This window comes from Streptomyces phaeofaciens (genome assembly GCF_014648915.1).
GTDB lineage: Bacteria > Actinomycetota > Actinomycetes > Streptomycetales > Streptomycetaceae > Streptomyces > Streptomyces phaeofaciens.
This window is the reverse complement of sequence record NZ_BMSA01000017.1, coordinates 104,454-126,150: the sequence shown is the minus strand read 5'-3', so window position 1 is coordinate 126,150 and position 21,697 is coordinate 104,454. Positions and strand designations below refer to the sequence as shown.

20 protein-coding genes are annotated in these 21,697 nt (G+C 75.4%); 7 read left to right on the top strand and 13 right to left on the bottom strand.

Annotated elements, in window-relative coordinates; translation table 11 throughout:
• Positions 1-37: 37 nt before the first annotated feature.
• Positions 38-1,102 carry a cation diffusion facilitator family transporter gene (locus tag IE275_RS26710; protein WP_189713957.1) on the bottom strand — a complete coding sequence of 355 codons (1,065 nt, stop codon included), beginning with the start codon at positions 1,100-1,102 and terminating at the stop codon, positions 38-40.
• 71 nt (positions 1,103-1,173) lie between these two features.
• Between IE275_RS26710 and IE275_RS26705 the strand changes: the two genes are divergently transcribed.
• On the top strand, positions 1,174-1,533 hold the full coding sequence (locus IE275_RS26705; protein WP_189713956.1) for an ArsR/SmtB family transcription factor: 360 nt from the start codon (positions 1,174-1,176) through the stop codon (positions 1,531-1,533).
• A gap of 1 nt (position 1,534) precedes the next feature.
• On the opposite strand, the gene IE275_RS26700 is transcribed toward IE275_RS26705, so the two are convergent.
• The 3 genes from IE275_RS26700 to IE275_RS26690 form a co-directional block, all read right to left on the bottom strand.
• Positions 1,535-2,743, bottom strand: a complete 1,209-nt coding sequence (locus tag IE275_RS26700; RefSeq protein ID WP_189713955.1) for a 4-hydroxybenzoate 3-monooxygenase — start codon at positions 2,741-2,743, stop codon at positions 1,535-1,537.
• A 24-nt stretch (positions 2,744-2,767) separates the two neighbouring features.
• Positions 2,768-3,712, bottom strand: coding sequence for a formylglycine-generating enzyme family protein (locus tag IE275_RS26695; protein WP_189714052.1), 945 nt, complete (start codon positions 3,710-3,712; stop codon positions 2,768-2,770).
• 66 nt (positions 3,713-3,778) lie between these two features.
• A complete protein-coding gene (locus tag IE275_RS26690) occupies positions 3,779-4,186 on the bottom strand; it encodes a CoA-binding protein (RefSeq protein WP_189713954.1) in 408 nt (135 codons plus the stop codon).
• Between the two features lie 255 nt (positions 4,187-4,441).
• Here IE275_RS26690 and IE275_RS26685 point away from each other — a divergent pair, with 255 nt between their 5' ends.
• Genes IE275_RS26685 through IE275_RS26675 form a run of 3 tightly spaced genes read left to right on the top strand, consistent with a single transcriptional unit; the run spans position 4,442 to position 6,364 of the window.
• Entirely contained in the window at positions 4,442-5,155 is a 714-nt protein-coding gene (locus IE275_RS26685; protein WP_189713953.1) for a hypothetical protein, read from the top strand.
• Complete coding sequence (locus IE275_RS26680) at positions 5,152-5,694, top strand: SixA phosphatase family protein (protein ID WP_189713952.1); 543 nt, start codon at positions 5,152-5,154, stop codon at positions 5,692-5,694. The genes IE275_RS26685 and IE275_RS26680 overlap by 4 nt, the downstream gene beginning before the upstream one ends.
• A 43-nt stretch (positions 5,695-5,737) precedes the next feature.
• Entirely contained in the window at positions 5,738-6,364 is a 627-nt protein-coding gene (locus IE275_RS26675; protein WP_189713951.1) for a YigZ family protein, read from the top strand.
• A gap of 74 nt (positions 6,365-6,438) precedes the next feature.
• On the opposite strand, the gene IE275_RS26670 is transcribed toward IE275_RS26675, so the two are convergent.
• From IE275_RS26670 to IE275_RS26635, 8 genes are all read right to left on the bottom strand, one after another.
• A complete protein-coding gene (locus IE275_RS26670; protein ID WP_189713950.1) occupies positions 6,439-7,575 on the bottom strand; it encodes a hypothetical protein in 1,137 nt (378 codons plus the stop codon).
• A gap of 130 nt (positions 7,576-7,705) precedes the next feature.
• Positions 7,706-8,131 (bottom strand): hypothetical protein, encoded by a 426-nt coding sequence (locus IE275_RS26665; RefSeq protein ID WP_189713949.1) that lies wholly within the window; start codon positions 8,129-8,131, stop codon positions 7,706-7,708.
• Entirely contained in the window at positions 8,128-8,835 is a 708-nt protein-coding gene (locus tag IE275_RS26660) for a vWA domain-containing protein (protein WP_189713948.1), read from the bottom strand. The genes IE275_RS26665 and IE275_RS26660 overlap by 4 nt, the downstream gene beginning before the upstream one ends.
• A 64-nt stretch (positions 8,836-8,899) precedes the next feature.
• Positions 8,900-10,168, bottom strand: coding sequence for a protein kinase domain-containing protein (locus tag IE275_RS26655; RefSeq protein WP_189713947.1), 1,269 nt, complete (start codon positions 10,166-10,168; stop codon positions 8,900-8,902).
• Positions 10,165-11,247, bottom strand: a complete 1,083-nt coding sequence (locus IE275_RS26650; RefSeq protein WP_229870582.1) for a serine/threonine protein phosphatase — start codon at positions 11,245-11,247, stop codon at positions 10,165-10,167. The genes IE275_RS26655 and IE275_RS26650 overlap by 4 nt, the downstream gene beginning before the upstream one ends.
• 278 nt (positions 11,248-11,525) lie before the next feature.
• Positions 11,526-12,887 (bottom strand): hypothetical protein, encoded by a 1,362-nt coding sequence (locus tag IE275_RS26645; protein WP_189713946.1) that lies wholly within the window; start codon positions 12,885-12,887, stop codon positions 11,526-11,528.
• 118 nt (positions 12,888-13,005) lie between these two features.
• Positions 13,006-15,342, bottom strand: coding sequence for an amino acid adenylation domain-containing protein (locus IE275_RS26640; RefSeq protein ID WP_189713945.1), 2,337 nt, complete (start codon positions 15,340-15,342; stop codon positions 13,006-13,008).
• A gap of 404 nt (positions 15,343-15,746) precedes the next feature.
• The gene (locus IE275_RS26635) at positions 15,747-16,139 is read right to left on the bottom strand and encodes a hypothetical protein (RefSeq protein ID WP_189713944.1); all 393 of its coding nucleotides are present in this window, start codon (positions 16,137-16,139) and stop codon (positions 15,747-15,749) included.
• A gap of 346 nt (positions 16,140-16,485) precedes the next feature.
• On the opposite strand from IE275_RS26635, the gene IE275_RS26630 reads away from it, so the two are divergent.
• On the top strand, positions 16,486-17,646 hold the full coding sequence (locus IE275_RS26630; RefSeq protein WP_189713943.1) for an exonuclease SbcCD subunit D: 1,161 nt from the start codon (positions 16,486-16,488) through the stop codon (positions 17,644-17,646).
• A gap of 4 nt (positions 17,647-17,650) precedes the next feature.
• Complete coding sequence (locus IE275_RS26625) at positions 17,651-20,638, top strand: AAA family ATPase (RefSeq protein WP_189713942.1); 2,988 nt, start codon at positions 17,651-17,653, stop codon at positions 20,636-20,638.
• A 9-nt stretch (positions 20,639-20,647) separates the two neighbouring features.
• On the opposite strand, the gene IE275_RS26620 is transcribed toward IE275_RS26625, so the two are convergent.
• Positions 20,648-21,094 carry an Lrp/AsnC family transcriptional regulator gene (locus tag IE275_RS26620; protein WP_189713941.1) on the bottom strand — a complete coding sequence of 149 codons (447 nt, stop codon included), beginning with the start codon at positions 21,092-21,094 and terminating at the stop codon, positions 20,648-20,650.
• A gap of 122 nt (positions 21,095-21,216) precedes the next feature.
• Between IE275_RS26620 and IE275_RS26615 the strand changes: the two genes are divergently transcribed.
• Complete coding sequence (locus tag IE275_RS26615; RefSeq protein WP_189713940.1) at positions 21,217-21,696, top strand: rhodanese-like domain-containing protein; 480 nt, start codon at positions 21,217-21,219, stop codon at positions 21,694-21,696.
• The last annotated feature ends 1 nt before the right edge of the window (position 21,697 follow it).

Genomic DNA, 21,697 nt, shown 5'->3' with positions numbered 1-21,697 from the left:
GACGACGCCACTTTGCGGACACGACCTTGCCGGGGCGTCATGCCGTGGCGTGGTGGGCCAGCCGCAGATGCGGGTCCGCCTCGCCCGGCACCGGCGCCGGGTCGGCGTGGACCAGCGCGGCCGTCAGGCGCGGTACCGCGTGCAGCAGCGCGTGTTCGGCGTCCACGGTGATCGCGTGGGCCTGGCGCACCGTCGCCTCGCCGTCCACCACCACCGCGACCTCGGCCCGCAGCCGGTGCCCGATCCAGCGCAGCCGCAGCTCGCCCACCGCCCGCACCCCCGCGACCTCCCGCAGCGCCCGCTCGGCCCGGTCCACCAGGGCCGGGTCGACGGCGTCCATCACCCGCCGCAGCACCTCGCGCGCCGCGTCCCGCAGCACCAGCACGATCGCCGCGGTGATCGCCAGCCCGACCACCGGGTCGGCGAGTCGCCAGCCGAGCGCGGAGCCGCCCGCGCCCAGCAGCACCGCGAGCGAGGTGAACCCGTCCGTGCGCGCGTGCAGTCCGTCGGCCACCAGTGCGGCCGAGCCGATCTCCCGGCCGACCCGGATGCGGTACCGGGCCACCCACTCGTTCCCGGCGAAGCCGACGAGCGCGGCGACGGCCACCGCCGGGACGTACGCGACGGGACGCGGATGCAGCAGCCGTTCGACGGCCGTCCACCCCGCGAAGGCCGCCGACGCGGCGATGGTCAGCACGATCGCGATGCCCGCCAGGTCCTCCGCCCGCCCGTAGCCGTAGGTGAAGCGGCGGGTCGCCGCCCGCCGGCCCAGGACGAAGGCGATGCCGAGCGGTACGGCCGTGAGGGCGTCCGCCGTGTTGTGCACGGTGTCGCCGAGCAGCGCCACGGATCCGGACACCACCACCACGCACGCCTGGGCGACCGCCGTGACACCCAGCACCGCCAGCGAGACCCAGAGCGCCCGCATGCCCCGGGCCGAGGACTCCAGGGCGGAGTCGAGCTTGTCGGCGGTCTCGTGGGAGTGGGGGGTGAGGAGATGGCGCAGGCGGTGGCCGAGGCCCGCGGGGGAGGGGTGGTGCGGGTGCTCGTGGGCGTGGTGGTGCCCGGCGGAGCCATGGGCGTGGTCGTGCTGCTCGCTCACGTCGGTCCCTTTCGGTGCGCGTCCGGTGCGCTCGGTGGACGTGTACCCGCCCATCCCGCCATTATGTGCGTATGAGCGCACGCATGCACTTGTCAGCTGCACACCATACGCACCCGCGCACCCCCGGCGAGGAGCAGTTCGCCCTCGCCGCCGAGCTGCTCGCCCTGCTCGGCGACCGTACGCGGCTCACCCTGCTGCACTCCCTGGCCTCGGGCGAGGCCGATGTGACGACCCTGACGGAGGTGTGCGGGGCGGCCCGGCCGGCCGTCAGCCAGCATCTGGCACGGCTGCGGCTGGCCGGACTGGTCAGCACCCGCAAGGAGGGCCGCCGGGTGATCTACTCCCTCTCGGACGGCCATCTGCGCCGGCTCGTGGACGAGGCGCTGAACGTGGCCGACCACCGGCTCGGGGACACCCCCGTGCACGACTGAGTCAGTAGCGCTCCGCGGTCCCCAGGTACTGCTCGGCGAAGGCCGCGGCCGCCACCGGCGAGGTGAACAGCCGGCGCAGCCGGGCGGACGTGGTCCCCGCCCGGAACGGATCCCCGGCCGCGGTCCCGTGGTAGACCTCCGACAGCCACTGCGAGAACTCCTGGTAGTCCCACACCCGGCGCAGACACGCGTCCGAGTAGCCGTCCAGACCGGTGTCGTCCCCGCCGTCGAGGTGGGCCACCAGCGCGTCGCCGAGCAGGAACGCGTCGTGCAGCGCCAGGTTCATGCCCTTCGCGGCGATCGGCGCGACGAGGTGCGCCGCGTCGCCGGCCAGGAAGAGCCGCCCGTACGTCATCGGCTCGACCACGTAGTCGTGCATGTCCAGCACCCGCTTCTCGATCAGCGGGCCCTCGACCAGCGGCGCGGCGCCCGCGCCGGCGAGCCGCCGGTGCAGCTCGGACCAGACGCGGTCGTGGGTCCAGGAGTCCGGGTCGTCGCCCGGCGGGCACTGGAGGTAGTACCGGGTCACCTCGGGGCTGCGCGCCATGTGCCCGGCGAAACCGCCGGGATGGACGCCGAACAGCACACAGTCCGAGGACGGCGGCGCCTCGGCGAGCAACGCCAGCCAGCCGACGCCGTAGTCGTGCCGCGCCGTCCTCGCGTGCCCGGGGGGCACCGCGGCCCGGCTCACCCCGCGCGCCCCGTCGGCCCCGACCACGAAGTCGCAGCGCAGCACACGCCGTTCACCCGAATCGGGGCAGGTGTACGACACCGTGGGGTGGTCCGTCGCCAGGTCGTGCAGCTCGACGTCGCGCACCGAGAAGCGGGCGTCGCCACCCCGTACGTCGACGTACTCCCGGACCAGGTCGGCCACCAGCAACGGCTGCGGGTACACCCAGTGATGACGTCCCGTCAGCTCGCCGTAGGCCAAGCGGTGGCGTTCGCCCGCGAAGCGGAACTCGCAGGCGGAGTGGCGCTGGGCGCGCTCCAGCAAGCCCTGGGCCAGGCCGCGTCGTTCGAGCCCGCGGACGGCCCACTCCTCGACGACTCCGGCGCGCGGCCGCTGCTCGATGAACGCACGGCTCTCCGTCTCCAGGACGACACAGTTCACGGACGCGGCCCGCAGGATGTTGCCCACGGTGAGGCCCGCGGGGCCCGCGCCGACGATGACGACCGGAGTGTGGTGGGGGGAAGGGGAGTTGGTGGTCACCCGCACATTATGGTCTCCGCCCTCTCAGCGGCCCCGGGCACAGCGGAAACCCGTGTGCCCGCTGGAGCTGTCGGGGGTGTTGGCGCTGCGCGCGGCCACCCGGTAGCGGTTGCAGTAGGAGGCGTGGCACAGGTGGGAGCCGCCCCGGACCACCCGCTCGGCACTCCCCGCCGCCCACCGGTCCGCACACCACTCCCAGACGTTCCCGGACACGTTGTACAGCCCGAACCCGTTGGGCGCGAAGGCGTCGACGGGCGCGGTCCCGCGATGGCCGTCGGCCGCGGTGTTCCTCGTCGGGAAGGTGCCGCGCCAGATGTTGCAGCGGTACTCGCCGCCCGGGTCCAGTTCGTCGCCCCACGGATACCGCCTGCCCTCCAGACCGCCGCGCGCCGCGTACTCCCACTCGGCCTCGGTGGGCAGCCGGGCCCCCGCCCAGGCGGCGTACGCGGCCGCGTCGTACCAGGAGACATGCACCACCGGATGGTCCGCGCGGCCGTCGAGACCGCTGCCGGGCCCCTCCGGACGGTTCCAGGCGGCACCCGGGACCGCGCACCACCACGGCGTCCGCTCGGGGCGCGGCGCGTCCCGGCGCAGCGCCCCCGGCAGGAAACCGGCGAAGACGTACGACCACCCGAGCCGCTCCGCGTCCGTGACATGCCCCGAGTCCGCGACGAACGCCGCGAACCGGGCGTTGGTCACCGCGTACGCGTCGATCCGCAGCGGCGCCACCCGCACCGCCCGCACCGGCCCCTCCGCGTCGCCCGGGAACCCCTCCGCGTCCTGAGCGCCCATCAGGAACTCACCGCCGGGCAGGTCCACCATGCCGTCCGGGCCCGGCCGGGCGGGCGCGCCCACCGACCGCGGACGCACCGGCCCGCCGCTTCCGGGCGACCGTGAGCGCACCCCCGGCACCGACTCCCCGCCCGGGGGCGGACAGCAGCGGGCGGACGGCGGCGGCTCGTCGGGCATCGGTGCCACCGGCTCCTCCTCGGGCGCGGGACAGGACGGCCCCAGCCTGCCCGAGGAGCCTGTGCGTCAGCCCAGCAGCGGAATCTCGATCGCCGGGCAACGGTCCATCACCATCTCGAGCCCGGCCGCGCGCGTCCGCCCGTACGCCGCCTCGTCGACGACGTCCAGCTGGAACCACACCGCCTTCGCGCCCTTGGCCACCGCCTCGTCGGCGACCGCGCCCGCGAGATCGCCGTTGACGAACACGTCGACCACGTCCACCTCGAACGGGATGTCCGCCAGCGAGGCGTACCCCTGCTCGCCGTGGACCGTCTCCGCCTTCGGGTGCACGGGCACGACCCGCTTCCCGTAGCGCTGGAGGACGCGGGCCACGCCGTAGGCCGCGCGGGAGCGGTTCGTCGACAGGCCCACCACGGCCCAGGTGTCCCCCAGCTCGGTGAGGACCTTGCGAATCGTTGCCTCGTCGCCGTACACCGGCGCCCTCCTCCGGGATCGGACAGCTGCTCTCTCCCGCTGCAACACCGTGCGGCGGGCCCTGATTCCGGTCCGCCTGCTCAGGAAGTGTCCAGCCGATCATGCCGGGCTCGCGGGGTCCGGCACCGCGCCTCGCGGCGTTGTCGTCGGTTGCCATGGCTCCGCCATGACGCCCTCCTCCGCCTTGCGATGCACGGCACCGGACCCCGCTCCCTGATCCGGCCCGATCGACGAGACACCCCCTAGGCTCGGTACGTGCTGCGCATCATCGACGCCCGAACCGGCGAGCCCACCGCCGCCGCCCCCGCCCGCCGCGGTCCCACCCGGATCGAGGCGCATGCCTCGGCGCCCGGCCTCGGCGCCCTCCGTGTCCTGCTCGTCACCGATCTGCTCGTGCGCGCCCTGGAACTCGACAGCACGCCCGTCCGGGCCCTGCTGACCGGCGAGGGCGACCGGACGGAACTGCGGGCGGGAGCCGCCGCCCTCGGCATCCGCCCCCTGGAGGAGGGCCCGGACTCCGCCGCCTGGCCGGGGGAGAGACAGATCCTGCACGTGGTGCCGCAGGGCGACCCGGCCCCCGACGGCGTACACGTCGCCGTGGCCCCCGTGACGGGCGAGGCCCCCGCCGACCCCGCCGTGCTGCGCCTCGCCCTGCTCACCCGGCCCCGCACGGAAACCGTCCACCTGGACGCGGCCGCACTGGGCGAGGCCCACGACACCCTCGTACGCTGGCGTGAGGCCGTCGCCGACTGGGCGCGGCGGCCCTCGCGGCCGGTGCCCGACGAGGTGCGCGGACGGCTGCGGACGGCCTGGGAGGACGATCTGGACGTACCCGAGGTGCTGCGCGTCCTGCGGTCGCTGGCCGAGGCCGGGTCCGGACTGCCGGACGGCGCCCGCTTCGAGAGCTACGCCTACGCCGACCGGCTCCTCGGCCTGGAACTGACCCGCGACGTGGGAGCCGCCCCATGAACGCCCAGACCGGGCCGCTGCGCCGGCTGGTGGTCCTTCGGCACGCCAAGTCCGACTGGCCCGAGGGCGTCCCCGACCACGAACGGCCGCTCGCCGGGCGCGGCCGCCGCGACGCCCCCGCCGCCGGCCGCGCGCTCGTCGAGGCCGACTGTCTGCCCGACCTCGCGGTCTGCTCCACCGCCGTCCGCGCCCGCCAGACCTGGCAGCTGGCCTCCGCCCAGTGGGGCACCCCGCCCCCGGTCCGGTACGAGCCGCGGGTGTACGCCGCCGACGTGCCCGAGCTGCTCGGTGTCGTACGGGAGACGCCCGCCGAGGTCGAGACCCTGCTGCTCGTCGGGCACAACCCCGGCCTGGAGGAGCTGGTCCTGGACCTGGCCGGGGACGCCCTCGACGACGCCCTGGACGAGCTGCGGCTGAAGTTCCCGACCTCCGCGATCGCGGTGCTCGCCTGGTACGGGCCCACCTGGCGCTCGCTGGCCCCGGGCACCGCGCTGCTGACCTCGATGACCGTGCCCCGGGGCCGCAAGGGAGGCCGCTGAGGGGGCGCGGGGCGCGCCCCGCACCACGGCATAGGGTGGCCGGATGCAGGACGAGTACCGCACAGTGGCCCGCGCGGGTGTGCACGAGACCGAGGTCAACCGCTCCCGGTTCCTGTGCGCCCTCGCCCCGGCCGGCACCGAGCAGGAGGCGCAGGCCTTCGTCGCCGCCGTCCGCAAGGAGCACGCCGACGCCACCCACAACTGCTGGGCGTACGTCATCGGCGCCGACGCCTCGGTCCAGAAGGCCAGCGACGACGGCGAACCGGGAGGCACCGCGGGCGTCCCCATGCTCCAGATGCTGCTGCGCCGCGACATGCGGTACGTCGTCGCCGTCGTCACCCGCTACTACGGCGGCGTCAAACTCGGCGCCGGCGGCCTGATCCGCGCCTACGGCGGCGCGGTCGGCGAAGCCCTCGACACGCTCGGCACCCTCACCCGCCGCCGCTTCCGGCTGGCCACGGTCACCGTCGACCACCAGCGCGCCGGCAAGGTCCAGAACGACCTGCGCGCCACCGGCCGCGAGGTCCGCGACGTCCGCTACGGCGAGGCGGTCACGATCGAGATCGGGCTGCCCGACGCCGACGTGGACGCCTTCCGCGCCTGGCTCGCGGACGCGACGGCCGGGACGGCGGGGTTCGAGCTGGGCGGAGAGGCGTACGGGGACGCCTGACGGGGCCGGCGCGCCGGTCCGGTCCGGTCCGGCGCGGCCCGCGCCGGACCGGACCGGACCGGCGCGGGGCCGGTTCAGGTCGGTGACGGCTCCGGGGTGAGCTTCTCCTCGCCGATCTGTGTGCCCGACTCGTAGATGGTCACCAGACCGTCGTGGATCTCGTAGCGGTACTCCTGGTTGCGCGCCTCGTAGCCGCCCGAGGTCCGCTCGGCCGGCATGGCGATGCCCTTCTCCCGGCCGTCGCTGAACTCGCCGTAGTAGTACAGCGAACCCGACTCCGTACGGCACAGCGTGATCCGCTTGTTCGACGTGCGGAACGCCTCCACCAGCTCGGCCCCGTCGCCGTCGGGCAGCTGCGCCGCGATGCGCGCCGGGCAGGCCGTGGCGACCCGGGTGTCGCCGTCCGGGCCGGAAGCGCCGTCACCGGACAGACTCTCGCAGCCGCGGGCCAGCAGCGAGAGCAGGAAGGACACCACGATGAACCCGAGACAGCCGCTCACGCACCCCGGCATCTTCTTCGTCCCGGCCCGTGCGGAGCGGGACGGCGCCGACGGGGGCAAGCGGACCGGCGGCACGGGCGGGGGCGCGGCGGCCGGGGTGTGCGCGGCGTCCGGCCGGTAGCCCATGGTCGGGGAGGACGGGTAGAACACCGCCTCCTCCCGGCGCGGCGGGCGGCCCGCTCCGCGCGTCGTGCCGCCCGTGCGGGTGCCGCCGACGCCCGTGCCGTGGCCGCCGGGCATGCCCGAGGTGCCGGGCCGCGACGCGCGAGGCGCCGACGGCGTGGCGGTGGGCGGCGGTGTCCGCTTCGGTGTGGGCTTGCGGGGCGCGGCCTTCTTCGCGGCACCCGCGGCACCCGCACCCGCAGCACCCGCAGTGGTGCCACCGGGACGGCCGGCGCCGGACGACGGCGGCTTCCCCGAGCCCGAGGCGGCCCCCTTGGCCGTGCTCCCGGACGTCCCCTTCGACGGCCCCTCGGTCGTGGCCCCGGACGGTCCCTTCTTCGCCGTCGCCGTCCGCCACGCGGTGCCGCAGACGATGCAGGAGAGGTCCGTCCGCCCGTTGTTGGTGTCGCACTTCGCGCACCGCCAGTCCGCCGGCGGACGGCCGGCGCCGGGCCGTTTGGCGGCGGGCCGGGAGCCGCCGGAGGAGCCCCCCGCCTTCGCACCGGCCTTCGGGGCGGAACGCGGCGCGCTCGCGTGCGGCGGGGTCACCCGACGGGTCCCGCCGCACACCGAACAGGCCGCTTCCGCGGGCCCGTTGTACGTGTCGCAGTCAGTGCAACGCCAGTTGGCCGACGGCGCCACCGCTCACCCTCCTTCTCGTCCTCGTGGGATCACGCGATCAGCCCGGGTCGCCGTCGACCCGGGCCATCACCGCGGCGAACAGTTCCTCCGACGCGACCCCCGCCGGTGCCGCGATCCACTGCGGCGCGTCGAGCGGCACCCGCTGGATGGGGGCCTCCTCGGCGGGGTCGTCCCGATGCTCCGGGATACGGAAGTGCAGGCGCAGCCGCTCCGTGTACTCCTCCGCCTCCGGCAGCCGCTCCGCCGGGACGTCGACCCGGACCACCAGCAGCCCCGGTGTCGGACCCGCGGGGGACCGCAGGTGGAAGACCCACTGGGACAGGCCGTCCGCGCCCTGCGGGAGGAGCCGCAGCTGGTCGCAGAAGGACACATGGGACTTGACCTGGCCGTAGCGGCGCCACTCGAACCGGAGATGGCCGTCCGGCCGGACCTCCAGCTGGAAGTCCGGCCAGTCGAGCCTCACAGGCTGTTCGCGATCGTCTCGATGATCTCGTCCATCTCGAACTCCTCCAGCCCCTGGCCCGCCTTGGAGGCGAAGTGGAGGGTGAGGTCCCACTCCTCGGCGATCGGGTCCGACCAGGGCGCCTGGTCCGGCGCGAACAGCACCAGCCGCTTCGCCGACTGCTCCATCACGGAGGTCTGGCTGCGCGCGTACCCCCACTGCTCGAACAGCTCGTCGAGGCTGCGCGGGATGCTCGCCGGGTAGGTCGGCGCGGCGACGCCCACCGTGCCCAGCGGGTGCGCCGGGGCGTCGGTGAACATCACGATGACGTGGCGCCTGCGGTCCAGGCCCGTCTCCCAGGGGGAGTTGATGGCCAGGGCCAGGGCCTCCAGCCCGGACTCGGGGATGTCGCCGCCGCCGGTGGCGTCGATGCCCCGTACGAAGTCCTCGAAGTCCCGTGCCTGCGACGGGAGATGGAGGAAGCCGGTCTCCTCGACGGCGTTGGAGGCGTCGTCCCCGAAGTCACGGAAGGCGATGACCTTCAGCCGCAGCTGGCTGATCGCCTTGCCCTTCTTGGCCATCACGTCGTTCAGCCGGTCGTGGAACTGGAGGGCGCTGTTCTTCACGCTGTCCAGGACGGGGAACATGCTGCCGGTCGCGTCGACGCAGAGCACGATGTCGACGGCGTACTGAAGATTCCCCTGGTACTGCTCGCTGTTGCTCATCCGGAAGTCTCCTGGGTGGTGCGGGTACGGGCACGGGTACGGGCGGCGGCGCGGGCGCCGGGGGTCACGAGGAGTCGCGCCCCCGGTCCCGGTCGCCGAGGTTGATGCGGACACGGGAGGCGCGCGGCCCGGGCGCGGCGGGTTCGGTCGGCGCCGGGGCCGGCCGGGACGGCGGCGTGGCCGGCTCGTCGGCCGTGGGCGCGGCCGGTGGCGGCGGGGCCGGGGCGGCCGTCGGTGCCGGCCGGGGCGCGGGCGGGCGTGGTGCCGTACCGCCGCCCGGGCGGCCCGTCGAGCGGGGGTTGGTCTTGATGCGGCTGGTGCGCGGGCCGGAGGCCGAGGGCTTCGCCCCGCCCGCCCCGCCCGCCGGGCCGGTGGGCGCGGCCGGCGGCGGCGTTCTCGTGGGGGGCGACGCTTTCGTGGTGGTGCCGGGGCGCCGGTGCTGGAGGGCGCACACCGCCGGGTCGGAGAGCGTCCTGAGGAAGGCCGCCACCCCCGGACGGCTGCCGGGGGCCCGCGCGGTCATGGTCCGCAGCAGGCCGAGCATGGCGTCCGACAGCCGGGTGTCCAGGTCCAGCCGCTCGCCCGCGTTGACGGCGTCGGCGGGCGAGCCGTACCGCTTGTCGTGGTGCGGCAGATCGCCCGTCAGATACAGGTGGGTCATCAGACCGAGCGCGAACACGTCCACCGCGCACGTCAGGTGCTCCGCTCCGACCGAGTCGTCGCGCTGCATGTAGCGCCGCCACTCGGGCGCCCCGTACACCGAGTCGCCCGCGATGTCGTCGGGCTCGGGCGGCTTCCCGGAGACATAGGAGTCGTCGAAGTCGATCAGCTTCGCCGCGTGGAAGGGCGAGCCGTCCCGCCGCTGCACCAGCACGTTCAGCGGCTTGAGGTCGCCGTGCACGACGTCGATGTCGTGCAGCTGCTTCAGGCTGTTCCCGAGCGTCTTCAGCAGCACCATCTTCTGCCGGGGCTCCAGGGCCTGCGGCTTCTCCAGGCTGGAGGTGTCGATCCGCTCGGTGACCTTGTAGTAGGTGCTGCCCTCGTGGAAGAAGTCGGTGGCGAGCACCAGGTTGCCGCCACCGCGCGCGTCCGGGCGCAGCCGCTTCATGATCGTGCGGTGCCGCTCCTCGAACTCCCGGGCCAGCTGCCGGCGGATCCGCAGGCTCGGTGTGTCCCGTGTGTCGTCGTCCCGGGGGCGCTTGGGCTCCAGGAACCGCTTGACGAAGAACTGCGCCCCGCCCTTCTCGGCGAACGCCCACACGCATTTCCCGCCGTTGGCGTTGGTCGGCTCGGTGGTGATGCGGTAGCCCCCGATGACATCGCCCTGCTTCATGCGCGCTCCTCGGGGGCCGGCGGCAGATGGGTCTCGTAACCGGCGCGGTACGTGTGCCAGGTCGCGTCCTGCCAGGCGCGCACCCGGGCCGGGAGGGTGGCGGGATCGTCCGCCGGGGCCGGCAGTCCGGGCCCGGGGTCGGCGGAGTGGCGGTCCAGACCGCGCGGCCGGGAGCGGACGTAGCGTTCGGTCACGTCCTCCAGACGGCCGGCGAAGCGGGCCTTGAGCTCCTCGAAGCCGTGGTGTCCGAGGGCCACCAGGGCGAGCGAGGCGTCGTCGGCCGTGCGGCCCTGCACCTCACGGCGGATCAGGTCGGCCCATTCGTCGGCGTTCCGGGCGTGCCGCAGGGTGTGCAGCAGCAGCCACTCGAAGTCGGCCGGGGTGTGCACATAGCCGAAGAAGCCGTCGGTCGCGGCCACCAGCACGCACGGCAGCGGGAACGTCAGCCGCCGGCTGTCGATCGTGAAGTCCCGGTCCGCGCACACCAGGTTGGTCATGGGCGGGTCCGACCGCAGCAGCTCCAGGGCGTCGCTCTCGCGGGTGTGGTCGCGGGTGAGCACCTGGAGTCCGTTCTCCGGGCCCAGGACATAGGCCCGCGAGTCGCCGGCCCACAGCGGTTGCAGTTCCAGCCGCGCGTCGCCCTCGGTGGGCACGACGCGGTAGTGCACCCCGGCCAGGGTGGTGGGCAGCTGGCGGCGCATGGTGCCGCCGATCTTGCTGCGCCGCTGCGGGGCGGCGGACAGGAAGTACTGGAGGTACTCGCGCAGACTGTTCGGCGCGGCGGGTTCGCCGCCGGTCGCCACTTCGCGGAACCAGCAGTCGGTGGCCAGCCGGGCCACCCGCGCTCCGACCCAGGCGCTGGTGCGCTGGGTGCCGTCGGCCGCCTGCCACACCGGTGCCGCGCCGGCGCCGCCGGACCCGTCGAAGACGGCGAGCAGCCCGTGGCCGCTCTCCACGTGGTGCGCGACGAACGGCTCCGCGTCCTCGCCCCGGTCCGGGACCCGCTCGGTCCACACGGACAGGGCCAGCAGCCCGCCGCGGTGCTCGCACCAGATGCGCTGGGGCGGGCGCCGAGGCACGGCCCCCTCGGCGGTGGCGGCGGCACGGGGTGGGGCGGGGAGATCCGCGACCCGGGTGGCGGGATGGGGCGGCGGAGGCGGTGGGGACGACGGCGGGGGCGACGCGGACCGGGGTGGTGCGGACGGCGGTGCCGACTGCGGTCGGTGGGGTGGCGGCGCGGGCTCGTGCCCCGGAGCGGCGGGAGCCGCGGGCGCCGTCCGGGAAGGCCCGGGGTGGGCGTGTGGCGCGGCCGGCGCGCCGAGCGGTGCCGGATACGGCGCGCAGGGGTCGTAGTCGGTCATCGGCGTTCCCCGTCGTGCGAGCCGCCCCCGTGGGGGCGCTTGGCGGTACCGCGGACCCGGCTAACCCGGGGCGCGGAGTCGTCGGCGGAACCGCCGGCGGGCGCGGTGCGGCCGTCCGTCCGGCGGGGGGCGTCCGAGATCCGGCTGTCGGCGTCACCGGTCGTCGGCGGTCGCCCGCCGGGGTCCGCGCGCCGGTCGTCCCGGGTCCGGTCCGTGCGGCGCTCGTCGGCGTCGTGGACCCGGCCGCCCGCCGCGGCCGGACGCTCGTCCGGCAGCGGTTCGTCGTCGGGCGGACGTCCGGGCCGGGCGGCCGGACCCGTGGGCCGGGTGGGCCGCCGGCCGGAGACGCGGCTGCGGGGCGCGCCCCGGGACTCCCCGTCCCCGCGCTCCGCCGGGCTCCCGCGGCGGCCGCCCTCCTCCTCGGAGCGGTCCCGGACCACCTCGCCCCTCAGGGGCTCGCGGTCGTCCTCGCCGGTGCCGGGTTCCAGGGCGCGGGCCAGACTGCCGCGGAGCCGGCCGCGCCGGGTGGCGGTCTCGAACAGGCCGTCCCCGTCGCGCAGCACCTCCTCCAGCACCGCGCGCTCCAGCTCGGCCTGCTCGAAGGGCTCGCGGTCGCCGTCGCCGCGTTCGAGGACCATGCGCATGACCTCGCGCCGGACCTCTCGCTTCTCCGCCTCGCCCTTCTCGATCCAGGCGAGCGCCGCGCGCGGGCCCTCCTTCTCCATGATCTCGGCGATCAGGCCGTCGACGCCCTCCTCGCGGATCATGTCCAGATGCCGCCTGCGCCGCATGCCGTCCAGCCGGGTCTCCCGTACGACGTTGCGGAACTCGCGTCCGCTGGCCGCCGTCTCCTCCTCGTCGACGAGGAGCTCGATCTGGATGTTGCGCAGCCGGACGGCGTCGTCCCCGCCGAACGAGGTCAGGGCGGAGTTCAGCGCGATCTCCGCCTCGTGGAACTCGGCGATGTCGTAGTCCCGGGCGACCGTGCGCAGTGTCTTGCGCAAGTAGCCGTACAGCGCGCCGCTCATGTCGCGGATCCCGCGTTCGACCACCTTGGCCGGGTCGGCGACCCGGCACACCAGGTCGACCCGGCTGCGGAAGGAGAACGTGTGGTCACGGCTGGGCACGTCGATGTCGAGGACGAGCCGGTGCTCGGTCATGTCGACGGTGAACACGCTGCGGTACGCGCCGAAGCGCGAGGACGGGATCTCCTCGCCGCTGCGGACCGTCAGTGAGGGGCCGCTGTCGCGGACCAGGACGAGGGCACGGTCGGGAGCCGGTGGCCGCAGCGGGTCGGTGAGCCGCCACTTGGGGACGTCGTCGCTGCTCAGGATCGGGTCGTAGGTCTGTTCCTCCATGTCTCCCCCTTTCCTTGCGTGGGTGTCTGGGCGGGTTTCTGTGCGGGTGTCTGCGCGGGTCTGCGCGCCTGGGTGGGCGTGGTGCGCCGGTGGTGGGCCGCCGCGGGCCCGGTCGGGGTCATCGCAGGAGGCGGAGCAGCCGCTCCGCGTTCGCCGACGGGTGGTCGCGGTCGCGGGCCCACTTCTCCAGCCACCACTCCAGGCGTTCACGGTGCCGTCCGGGCCGCCGGGCGACGGCCGTCAGCAGCCTGCCGATCGCGTCGAGGGCGCCGGGGCTGTCGTCGGCGTACCCGTCGATCCAGGTGCGCAGGGCCTCGAGCGCGGTGTCCTGCACCGGCCTGCGGGCGAGGGCGCGCGCCCAGAGTTCGGTGAGCCGCTCGTGGTGGCGGGTCAGTTCGGTGAGCAGCACGGGCACGCCCGGCACCCGCCCGCCGCCTTTGGCCGTGTCGTCCTCCGCCGTCACCAGGGGCTGCTCGTAGGGCCGGGAGACGGCGAACACGAACGCGGACAGCGTCTTGACGACCATGGGGGACAGGTCCTGCGGCGCGGACCACCGGAGGTAGGCGTCCAGCAGCGTCGCGACCTGCCCCTGGTGGAGGAGGTGGACGCCGCCCCACGCCACCGACGGCAGCGTGCCCCAGTCGTCGCCCCGGTCCAGGGCGGCGTGCAGCACCGCCACGGCCCGGTCGGGGTCACTGCGGCCGAGCAGTCCGCCGACCGCGTTCGCCGCCGTACCGGCGAGCCGGCGCCGGCGGGCGGAGGCGTCGCCGCGCGCCCAGTGGTCCAGCAGCTCCCACACCGCGTCCGCGGACTCCGGGCGGCTGCCCGCCACACCGAGCGCGGTGGCGGCCGCCTGCCGCAGCGGCCAGGAGGTGCTGCCCGCCCAGGAGGCGAGGAAGCGGTGCACGGCGTGCTGCGGGTCGGCCAGGACCAGCACACCGGCGGCCACCGAGGCCCGGGCACGCACCTCCAGGTCGGGGTGGGTCAGCAGCCGGTGCAGCCAGTCGAGTACGGCGCCGCGGCGCCCGTCGAGCGCGGTCCAGGCGTAGGCGAGGATGACCTGGCCGAGCAGCGCGTTGCGGAAGTACACCCGCGGCGGCCCGGCCGACAGGCTTCCCGCGTCCGGCAGTTCGAGCCGGATCCACTGCTGCTCATGGCCGAGGAGATCCCCGAACCGCAGGTCCGGCGGGGCGGCCGCGGGTTCGGTCAGGGCCGCGCGCAGGGCGACGGCCGCGTCGGCGACGGTGAGATAGCCGCTGCCCTCCAGGACGGCCGCCGCGAGCGCGAAGGCCACCGGCTCCGGCTCGCGGTACCGGTCGAACCAGGCCCGTACCTGCTCGCTGGGGTCGCGCAGCCGGGCCACCTCGGCCGCGATGTCACCGTCCGCGCTGATGACGGAGGCCAGCCGGGCCGCGTGCCGGGCCGCGGGCTGCTCCCGCAGGGCGGCCGCCGCTCCGGTGCGTTCCAGCAGGGCGCGCAGTTCGGCGTGCGCGTCGGCGCCGCCGCCGTGCCCGAGGACCCGCCGCTCGACGACGGCCACCGGGTCCAGGGGGGTGAGCGGGTGGTGGGCGAGATGGTCGCCGCCGGGCCCGGCCGCGAGGAGCTCCAGGTCGTGACCGCCGGTCAGGACGAGGAGACTGCCGGAGCCGCGCAGCGCGGCGGCCACCGCGGCCCACCGGGCCGGACCGGGATCGCTCCCGGTGCCGGGCACGCCGGTGAACCTCCGGACGTCCGCCGGTCCGTCCTCCAGCGCCGCCAGGTACCCGGAGTGCTTCACCGGCGGTTCCCAGCCGGGTTCCAGTACCTGCGAGGGCAGCAGGAGCCGGTGACAGCCGCCGCCCCCGCCGCCGTCGATGGCCAGGGCCTCCTCCAGCAGGTTGACGGCGGCGGCCTCCCGCCCGCTGCCGGGCGGCCCGGTGAGCACCAGCAGCCGCCGGTCACGCAGGAGTTCGACGGCGTCCTCGTACCCCTCGGGCTGGACGTACAGGTCGGTGTGGTCGGCGACGTCGGCCGCGTCCAGCGCGAGCAGGGACGCGCCTCCCGCCCGGTGGTCCGTGCCGCGACCCGCCCCGGTGTGGAGGCCGCCGCCGAAGCTGACGGTCTCGTTGAACAGGGCGAGGGTGCCGATCCGGGTGCCGGAGGCGTCGGCGTTCAGCCGCCGGGCGATCTCGTCGGCGATGGCGCCCGCGCGCAGCGCCTCGGAGCGTTCGGCGTCGCCGTGGGCGCCGGCCTCCGTGAGGGACCGCAGCGCGTCCTTCTCGCTGATCGGGCCGTCCCGTTCCTCGGCGGGGGCGCGTGGTTCGTCGGCGGTCGCGCGGTCGTCCTTCGGCTCCGGGGCCGACCGGTCCTTGCCGGTGTCCCGTCGGACGTCGTCCCTCTCCCGGGGCGGTTCGTCCGGGCGGTCCGGGGTGCGGGCCCCGGCCCGGGGGCTCTCGGCGGAGGTGTCCTCGCTCATGCTGGGTCTTCGGCCTTCGGATCGGCGGTGCGGTCGGTGGGAGGGCGGGGGCGGCGCGCGTGCCCGCACGGGGCGCGGCGCCGGACCCCCGGGGCACGCCGTGCCCGGCCGGGAACGGGGCACGGACCGGACGAACATCACGGCGTACGGAGACGGCGCGCGGACGGCGTTCCGGGACGGCGCCCGCCACCAGGACGACGGCATGGACGGCCCGACCCGGCCCGGCCCGTGTCCGGCGGACGGGACCGACGCCGCTGCGACGCCCACCCGGCCCGGCGGGCGGGGCCGACGCCGCCACGACGCCCGCGCCCCGGCGGACGGTGGACATCGCCACGCCGTCCGCCGCCCGTGCGCACGGGCGGCATCGCCACGACCTCCGCCGCCCCGGTGGACGGTCGACGCCGCTACGACGTCTTCCAGTCCCCCTGGACCTCGACCTTGCCGTTGAACACCTGGGCGTTCTTGATCAGCGCCGCGCTGATCTGTGCCCCGCCCCGTGCCGCCACGGCCTCGTCGACCAGCCGCCGGATCTCGGTCTCGAAGTCCGGGTCGAGCAGCATGTGGGCGGCGAGCTGCCGTTCCAGGGTCTGCCGGGCGTCCTCGTCGTCGGGCGTGCCGGTCACCCGGTCCAGCGCCCCTTCGGCGTCCGCGTTGCCGCGGAACCGTGCGCGGATGCGCTCGACGAGCCGCGCCCCGCCGTTCCAGCCTGACCGGCCGGCCTCCTGGCCCGCCGATTCGAGTGCTCCCTTGGCCACGAGCGCCACGCCTGCCGCGGCCACGGCCGTCACCGGATCCATGCTGTTCCCCCGTGTTCCCACCCAAAACAGGGAGCCAATGTAGGAGCGCACCCGTACACGACGGAGCGCTTCTTCTCACATTGTCCGAAAGTCACCGAACCTGTTCCGGTCCTGTTCGATCGAGACCGGTCAACCGGTCTGTCCGTCTGTTCGTCTGTCCAGGGGGACGGGCATGCCACGAAGCGGACAGACCGACCGGAGCCGACGGCCGCGATGGCAGACTGTGGCCGATGAGGGAGCACGGGCCGCCAGGCGTTAGCGTGGTCCGAGGTGACGGAGAGCCCGGACCGGCCGGTGCCGGTTCCGAGGGCACGGGCGGGGGAGACATGCGGGCCGGAGCGTTTTCTTGAGACTGCTGCACACCTCCGACTGGCATCTGGGCCGGGCCTTCCACCGGGTGAGCATGCTCGGCGCCCAGGCCGAGTTCATCGACCGGCTGATCACGACCGTGCGCGAGCGCGAGGTCGACGCCGTGGTCGTCTCCGGCGACGTGTACGACCGTGCCGTGCCGCCGCTCGCCGCGGTCGAACTGTTCGACGACGCCCTGCACCGGCTCGCCGCCCTCGGGGTGCCGACGGTCATGATCTCCGGGAACCACGACTCCGCCCGCCGGCTCGGCGTCGGAGCGGGACTCATCGGCCGCGCCGGCATCCATCTGCGCACCAGCCCGGCGGCGGCCGGGACGCCCGTGATGCTCGCCGACGCCCACGGCGACGTGGCCTTCTACGGCCTGCCGTACCTCGAACCCGCCCTGGTGAAGGACGAGTTCGGGGTGGAGCGGGCCGGCCACGAGAGCGTGCTCGCCGCCGCCATGGACCGGGTCCGCGCCGACCTCGCGACCCGCGCGCCCGGCACCCGCTCCGTCGTCCTCGCCCATGCCTTCGTCACCGGCGGCGAGCCCAGCGACAGCGAGCGCGACATCACGGTCGGCGGGGTCGCCGCCGTCCCCGCCGGGGTCTTCGACGGCGTCGACTACGTGGCCCTCGGCCACCTCCACGGCTCCCAGACCCTCACCGAGCGTGTCCGCTACTCCGGCTCCCCGCTGCCGTACTCCTTCTCCGAGAGCGAGCACCGCAAGACGATGTGGCTGGTCGACCTGGGCGGGGACGGCTCCCTGGCCGCCGAGCGGATCGACTGCCCGGTGCCGCGCGCGCTCGCCCGGATCCGCGGCACCCTGGAGGAGCTGCTCGCCGATCCCGCCCTCGCGCGCCACGAGGACGCCTGGGTCGAGGCCACGCTCACCGACGCCGTCCGCCCGGCCGACCCGATGGCCCGGCTCACCGACCGCTTCCCGCACACCCTCAGCCTGGTCTTCGCCCCCGAGCGGGCCCCGGGCGAACCCGACGTGTCGTACGCCCGGCGGCTCGCCGGCCGCGGCGACCAGGAGATCGCCGAGGACTTCGTGGCCCATGTGCGCGGGGCCGGGCCCGACGCGCGCGAGCAGGGTGTGCTGCGGGACGCCTTCGACGCGGTCCGCGCGGACGACACGGTGAAGGAGGTGAGGTGACCCGATGAGGCTGCACCGGCTCGACCTGACGGCCTTCGGCCCGTTCGGCGGCTCCCAGCACGTCGACTTCGACGAGCTGTCCACCGCCGGGCTCTTCCTGCTGCACGGCCCGACGGGCGCCGGCAAGACCTCCGTCCTGGACGCCGTCTGCTACGCGCTGTACGGCTCCGTCCCCGGCGCCCGGCAGAACGGCCAGGGCCTCACCCTGCGCAGCGACCATGCCGCGCCCGGCACCCGTACCGAGGTCACCCTCGACCTCACCGTCGCCGGACGCCGGCTGGAGATCACCCGGCAGCCGCCCCACGAGCGGCCCAAGAAGCGCGGCACGGGCACGATCGTCGACAAGGCCCAGACCTGGCTGCGCGAACACGACGCGACCGTCGGCGCCTGGAAGGACCTCAGCCGCTCCCACCAGGAGATCGGCGAGGAGATCACCCAGCTGCTCGGCATGAGCCGTGAGCAGTTCTGCCAGGTCGTGCTGTTGCCCCAGGGCGACTTCGCCCGCTTCCTGCGCGCCGACGCCGAGGCCCGCGGCAAGCTGCTGGGCCGCCTCTTCGACACCCGGCGCTTCGCCGAGGTCGAGAAGCGGCTCGCCGAGCGCCGCCGCACCGCCGAGGCCCGTGTGCGCGAGGGCGACGCCGCGCTGCTCGCCGACGCGCACCGGATGCACCAGGCCGCCGGGGACACCATGGAGCCGCCCGAGCTGACCCCCGGCGAACCGGGGCTGGCCGAGGCCGTGCTGGGCGCGGCCGCCCTGGCCCGCAGCGACGCCCGCGAGCGCCTGACGGTCGCCGAGTGCGGCCGCCTCGCCGCCGAGTCCGCGCAGGCCGCCGCCGAGCGCGCCCTGGACGACGTACGCGAACTCGCCCGGTTGCAGGGGCGGTTCGGTGAGGCGCGGGAGCGGGCCCGGCGGCTGGAGGAGCGGGCCGGGGCCCACCAGGAGGCACGGGCGCGGCTGGACCGGTCGCGCAAGGCGGAGGCGGTGGCGCCCGCGCTGGAGCTGCGGGAGGCCGCCGACGCCGAGCACCGGCGGGCGGCCGGTGCCGAGGCACGCGCGCGTGCCGCTCTGCCCGAGCGGTTCGCGGAGGCCGGTGCCGCCGGCCTCGCCACGGCCGCGCGCCGGGCCGCCGAGGAGCTCGGCGGGCTGGAGTCGGCCCGGCGCGGCGAGCGGCGGCTGGCCGCGCTGGTCGCCGAGCGGGCGGACCTGGACCGGCAGGAACGGGCCGATGCGGACGTCCTGACGGAGAGCGAGGGCTGGCTGGCCGACTGGGACGCGATCCGTGCCGCGCTCCAGGCCGGGATCGAGTCCGCGCAGGAGTCCGCCACCCGCGCCGAACAGCTGGCCGTCCGGATCGAGCCCGCGCAGCGGCGGCTGCGGGCCGCCCGGCTGCGGGACCGGCTGACCGGCGAGACCGACGAGGCCCGGGAGCGGGCCCGCGCCTCGGAGCAGGCCGCGCTCGACGCCCGCGGCCGCTGGCTGGACCTCAAGGAACAGCGCCTCGACGGCATCGCCGCCGAACTGGCCGCGCACCTCACCGCCGGGGAACCGTGCGCGGTCTGCGGCGCCACCGAGCACCCCGCCCCGGCCCGCAAGGACGCCGGGCACGTCGACCGCGAGGCCGAGGAACAGGCCCTCGCCGCGCACCAGGACGCCGAGGAGCGGCACGGCCGCGACCTGCGGCGCCTGGGCGACCTGCGGCAGGAGCTGGCCGCCGCGGCCGCCGAGGCCGGCGACACCCCGGCCGAGGCGCTCGCCGCGGAGGCCGGGGAACTGGAGCGCGACCATGTGCGGGCGCGGCGGGACGCCTCCGCGCTGCACTCCGTCCGCGAGGAGCTGCGCCGCGCCGAGCAGGAGCACCAGCGGCGCACGGCGGCCCAGCGCGACGCCGCCGTCCGGGCCGCCTCCCGGGTCGGCCACCGTGAGCGGCTGGACCGGGAGCGGACCGCGCTGGAGGAGGAGCTGGCACAGGCCCGGGGCGCCGCGCAGAGCGTGGCCGCGCGCGCCGCCCAGCTGGAGCGGCGGGCCGCGCTGCTCACCGCCGCGGCCGACTCCGCCCGCGCCGCCGAGGACAGCGCCGAACGCCTCAAGGCCGCCGACGGACGCCTCGACGAAGCCGCCTTCCGGGCCGGCTTCGACACCCCGCAGGCGGCGGCCGACGCCCTCCTCGACGGCGCCGCCCACCGCGAGCTGCAACGGCGCCTGGACGCCTGGCAGTCCGAGGAGGCCGCCGTGCGCGCGGTCCTCGCCGAACCGGACACGGTGGCCGCCGCCGAACAGCCGCCCGCCGACCTCGCCACGGCCGAACGGACCGCGGCGCAGGCGGCCGAACGGCTGCGCAGGACCGCCTCCGCCCAGGACGCGGCCGTCCGCCGCTGCGCCGAACTCGACCGGCTCTCCGCGCGCGCGTCCGACGGTGTGCGACGGCTCGCGCCGCTGCGCGACGAGTACGACCGGGTGGCCCGTCTGGCCGGGCTCACCGCGGGCACCTCCGCCGACAACGAACGCAAGATGCGGCTGGAGGCGTACGTCCTGGCGGCCCGGCTGGAACAGGTGGCGGCCGCCGCGACCGCACGGCTCCAGCGGATGTCGTCCGGGCGCTACACCCTCGTCCACTCCGACGACCGGGCCGGCCGCGGCCGCAGCGGGCTCGGGCTGCACGTCGTCGACGCCTGGACCGGACGGGAGCGGGACACCGCGACGCTGTCCGGCGGCGAGACCTTCTTCGCCTCGCTCGCCCTCGCGCTCGGCCTCGCCGACGTGGTGACCGACGAGGCGGGCGGGGTCCGGCTGGACACCCTCTTCATCGACGAGGGGTTCGGCAGCCTCGACGACCAGACCCTGGACGAGGTCCTCGACGTCCTCGACTCCCTGCGCGAACGCGACCGCAGCGTCGGCATCGTCAGCCATGTCGCCGATCTGCGGCGGCGCGTCCACGCACAGCTGGAGGTCGTGAAGGGCCGGTCGGGCTCGACCGTACGCCAGCGGGCCTGACGCCCCCTCCTAGCGGCCCAGTGGGCGCCGGGGCAGGGGTGAGGAGTACACGACGCTCGTGGTGACCGAGCCCAGGGTGCCGATCTTGCCCGACACCTCCTCCAGATGGCGCATCGAACCGGCGGCGACCTTGATCACGAAGCAGTCGTCGCCCGTCACGTGGTGCGCCTCCAGGATCTCGGGTGTGACGGCCACCAGGTCGTGGAACGGCTTGTAGTTGCCGTTGGGATAGCGCAGCCGCACGAACGCCAGGATCGGCAGTCCCAGCCGCTCGGGGTCCACCACGGCGGCGTACCCCTGGATGACGCCCGCCTCCTCCAGCCGGCGCACCCGCTCGGTCACGGCGCTCGCCGACATCGACACGGCCCGCGCCAGATCGGCGAAGCTGGCCCGGCCCTCGCGCTGGAGGACCTCGAGGATGCGCCAGTCGGTGGCGTCCGGGGAATACACGGTCATGACCGAGGAATAGCAGGGGAATCCCCGGCGAGGCAAGGTCCGGGCCGTGGAACACCCCTTCAAGAAGATGATCAACGGCCGTAGATTTCCGGGTGTCGGACACCACCGGAGAAAGGCCCCCGATGAACGCCACGACCAGCGTGAACCCCGTCCTGCGCGTCGCCCCCGCCGCCCCCGCCGAGGCCGCCGCCTACTTCCGCGCGAGCCTCGTCTTCCACGCCGACGTCTCCGACGTGGCCTCGGTGCTCGCCGCCGGCGGCGACCCGGGCTTCGTCGTCCTGGACTCCCGCTCCACCGCCTCCTGGGACCAGGGCCACGTCCCCGGCGCCGTCCACCTGCCCACCGCGCTCATCGCCGAGCAGGCCGAGCAGCTCCTCGACAAGGACGTGCCGGTGGTGACGTACTGCTGGGGCCCCGGCTGCAACGGCGCCACCCGCGCCGCCCTCGCGCTCGCCGAACTCGGCTACCAGGTCAAGGAGATGCTCGGCGGCTTCGAGTACTGGGTGCGCGAGGGCTTCGCGTTCGAGACCTGGGAGGGCGGCGAGCGGCGCGCCGCCGACCCGCTGACCGCGCCCGTGGACGCGGCCGACTGCGGCTGCTGAC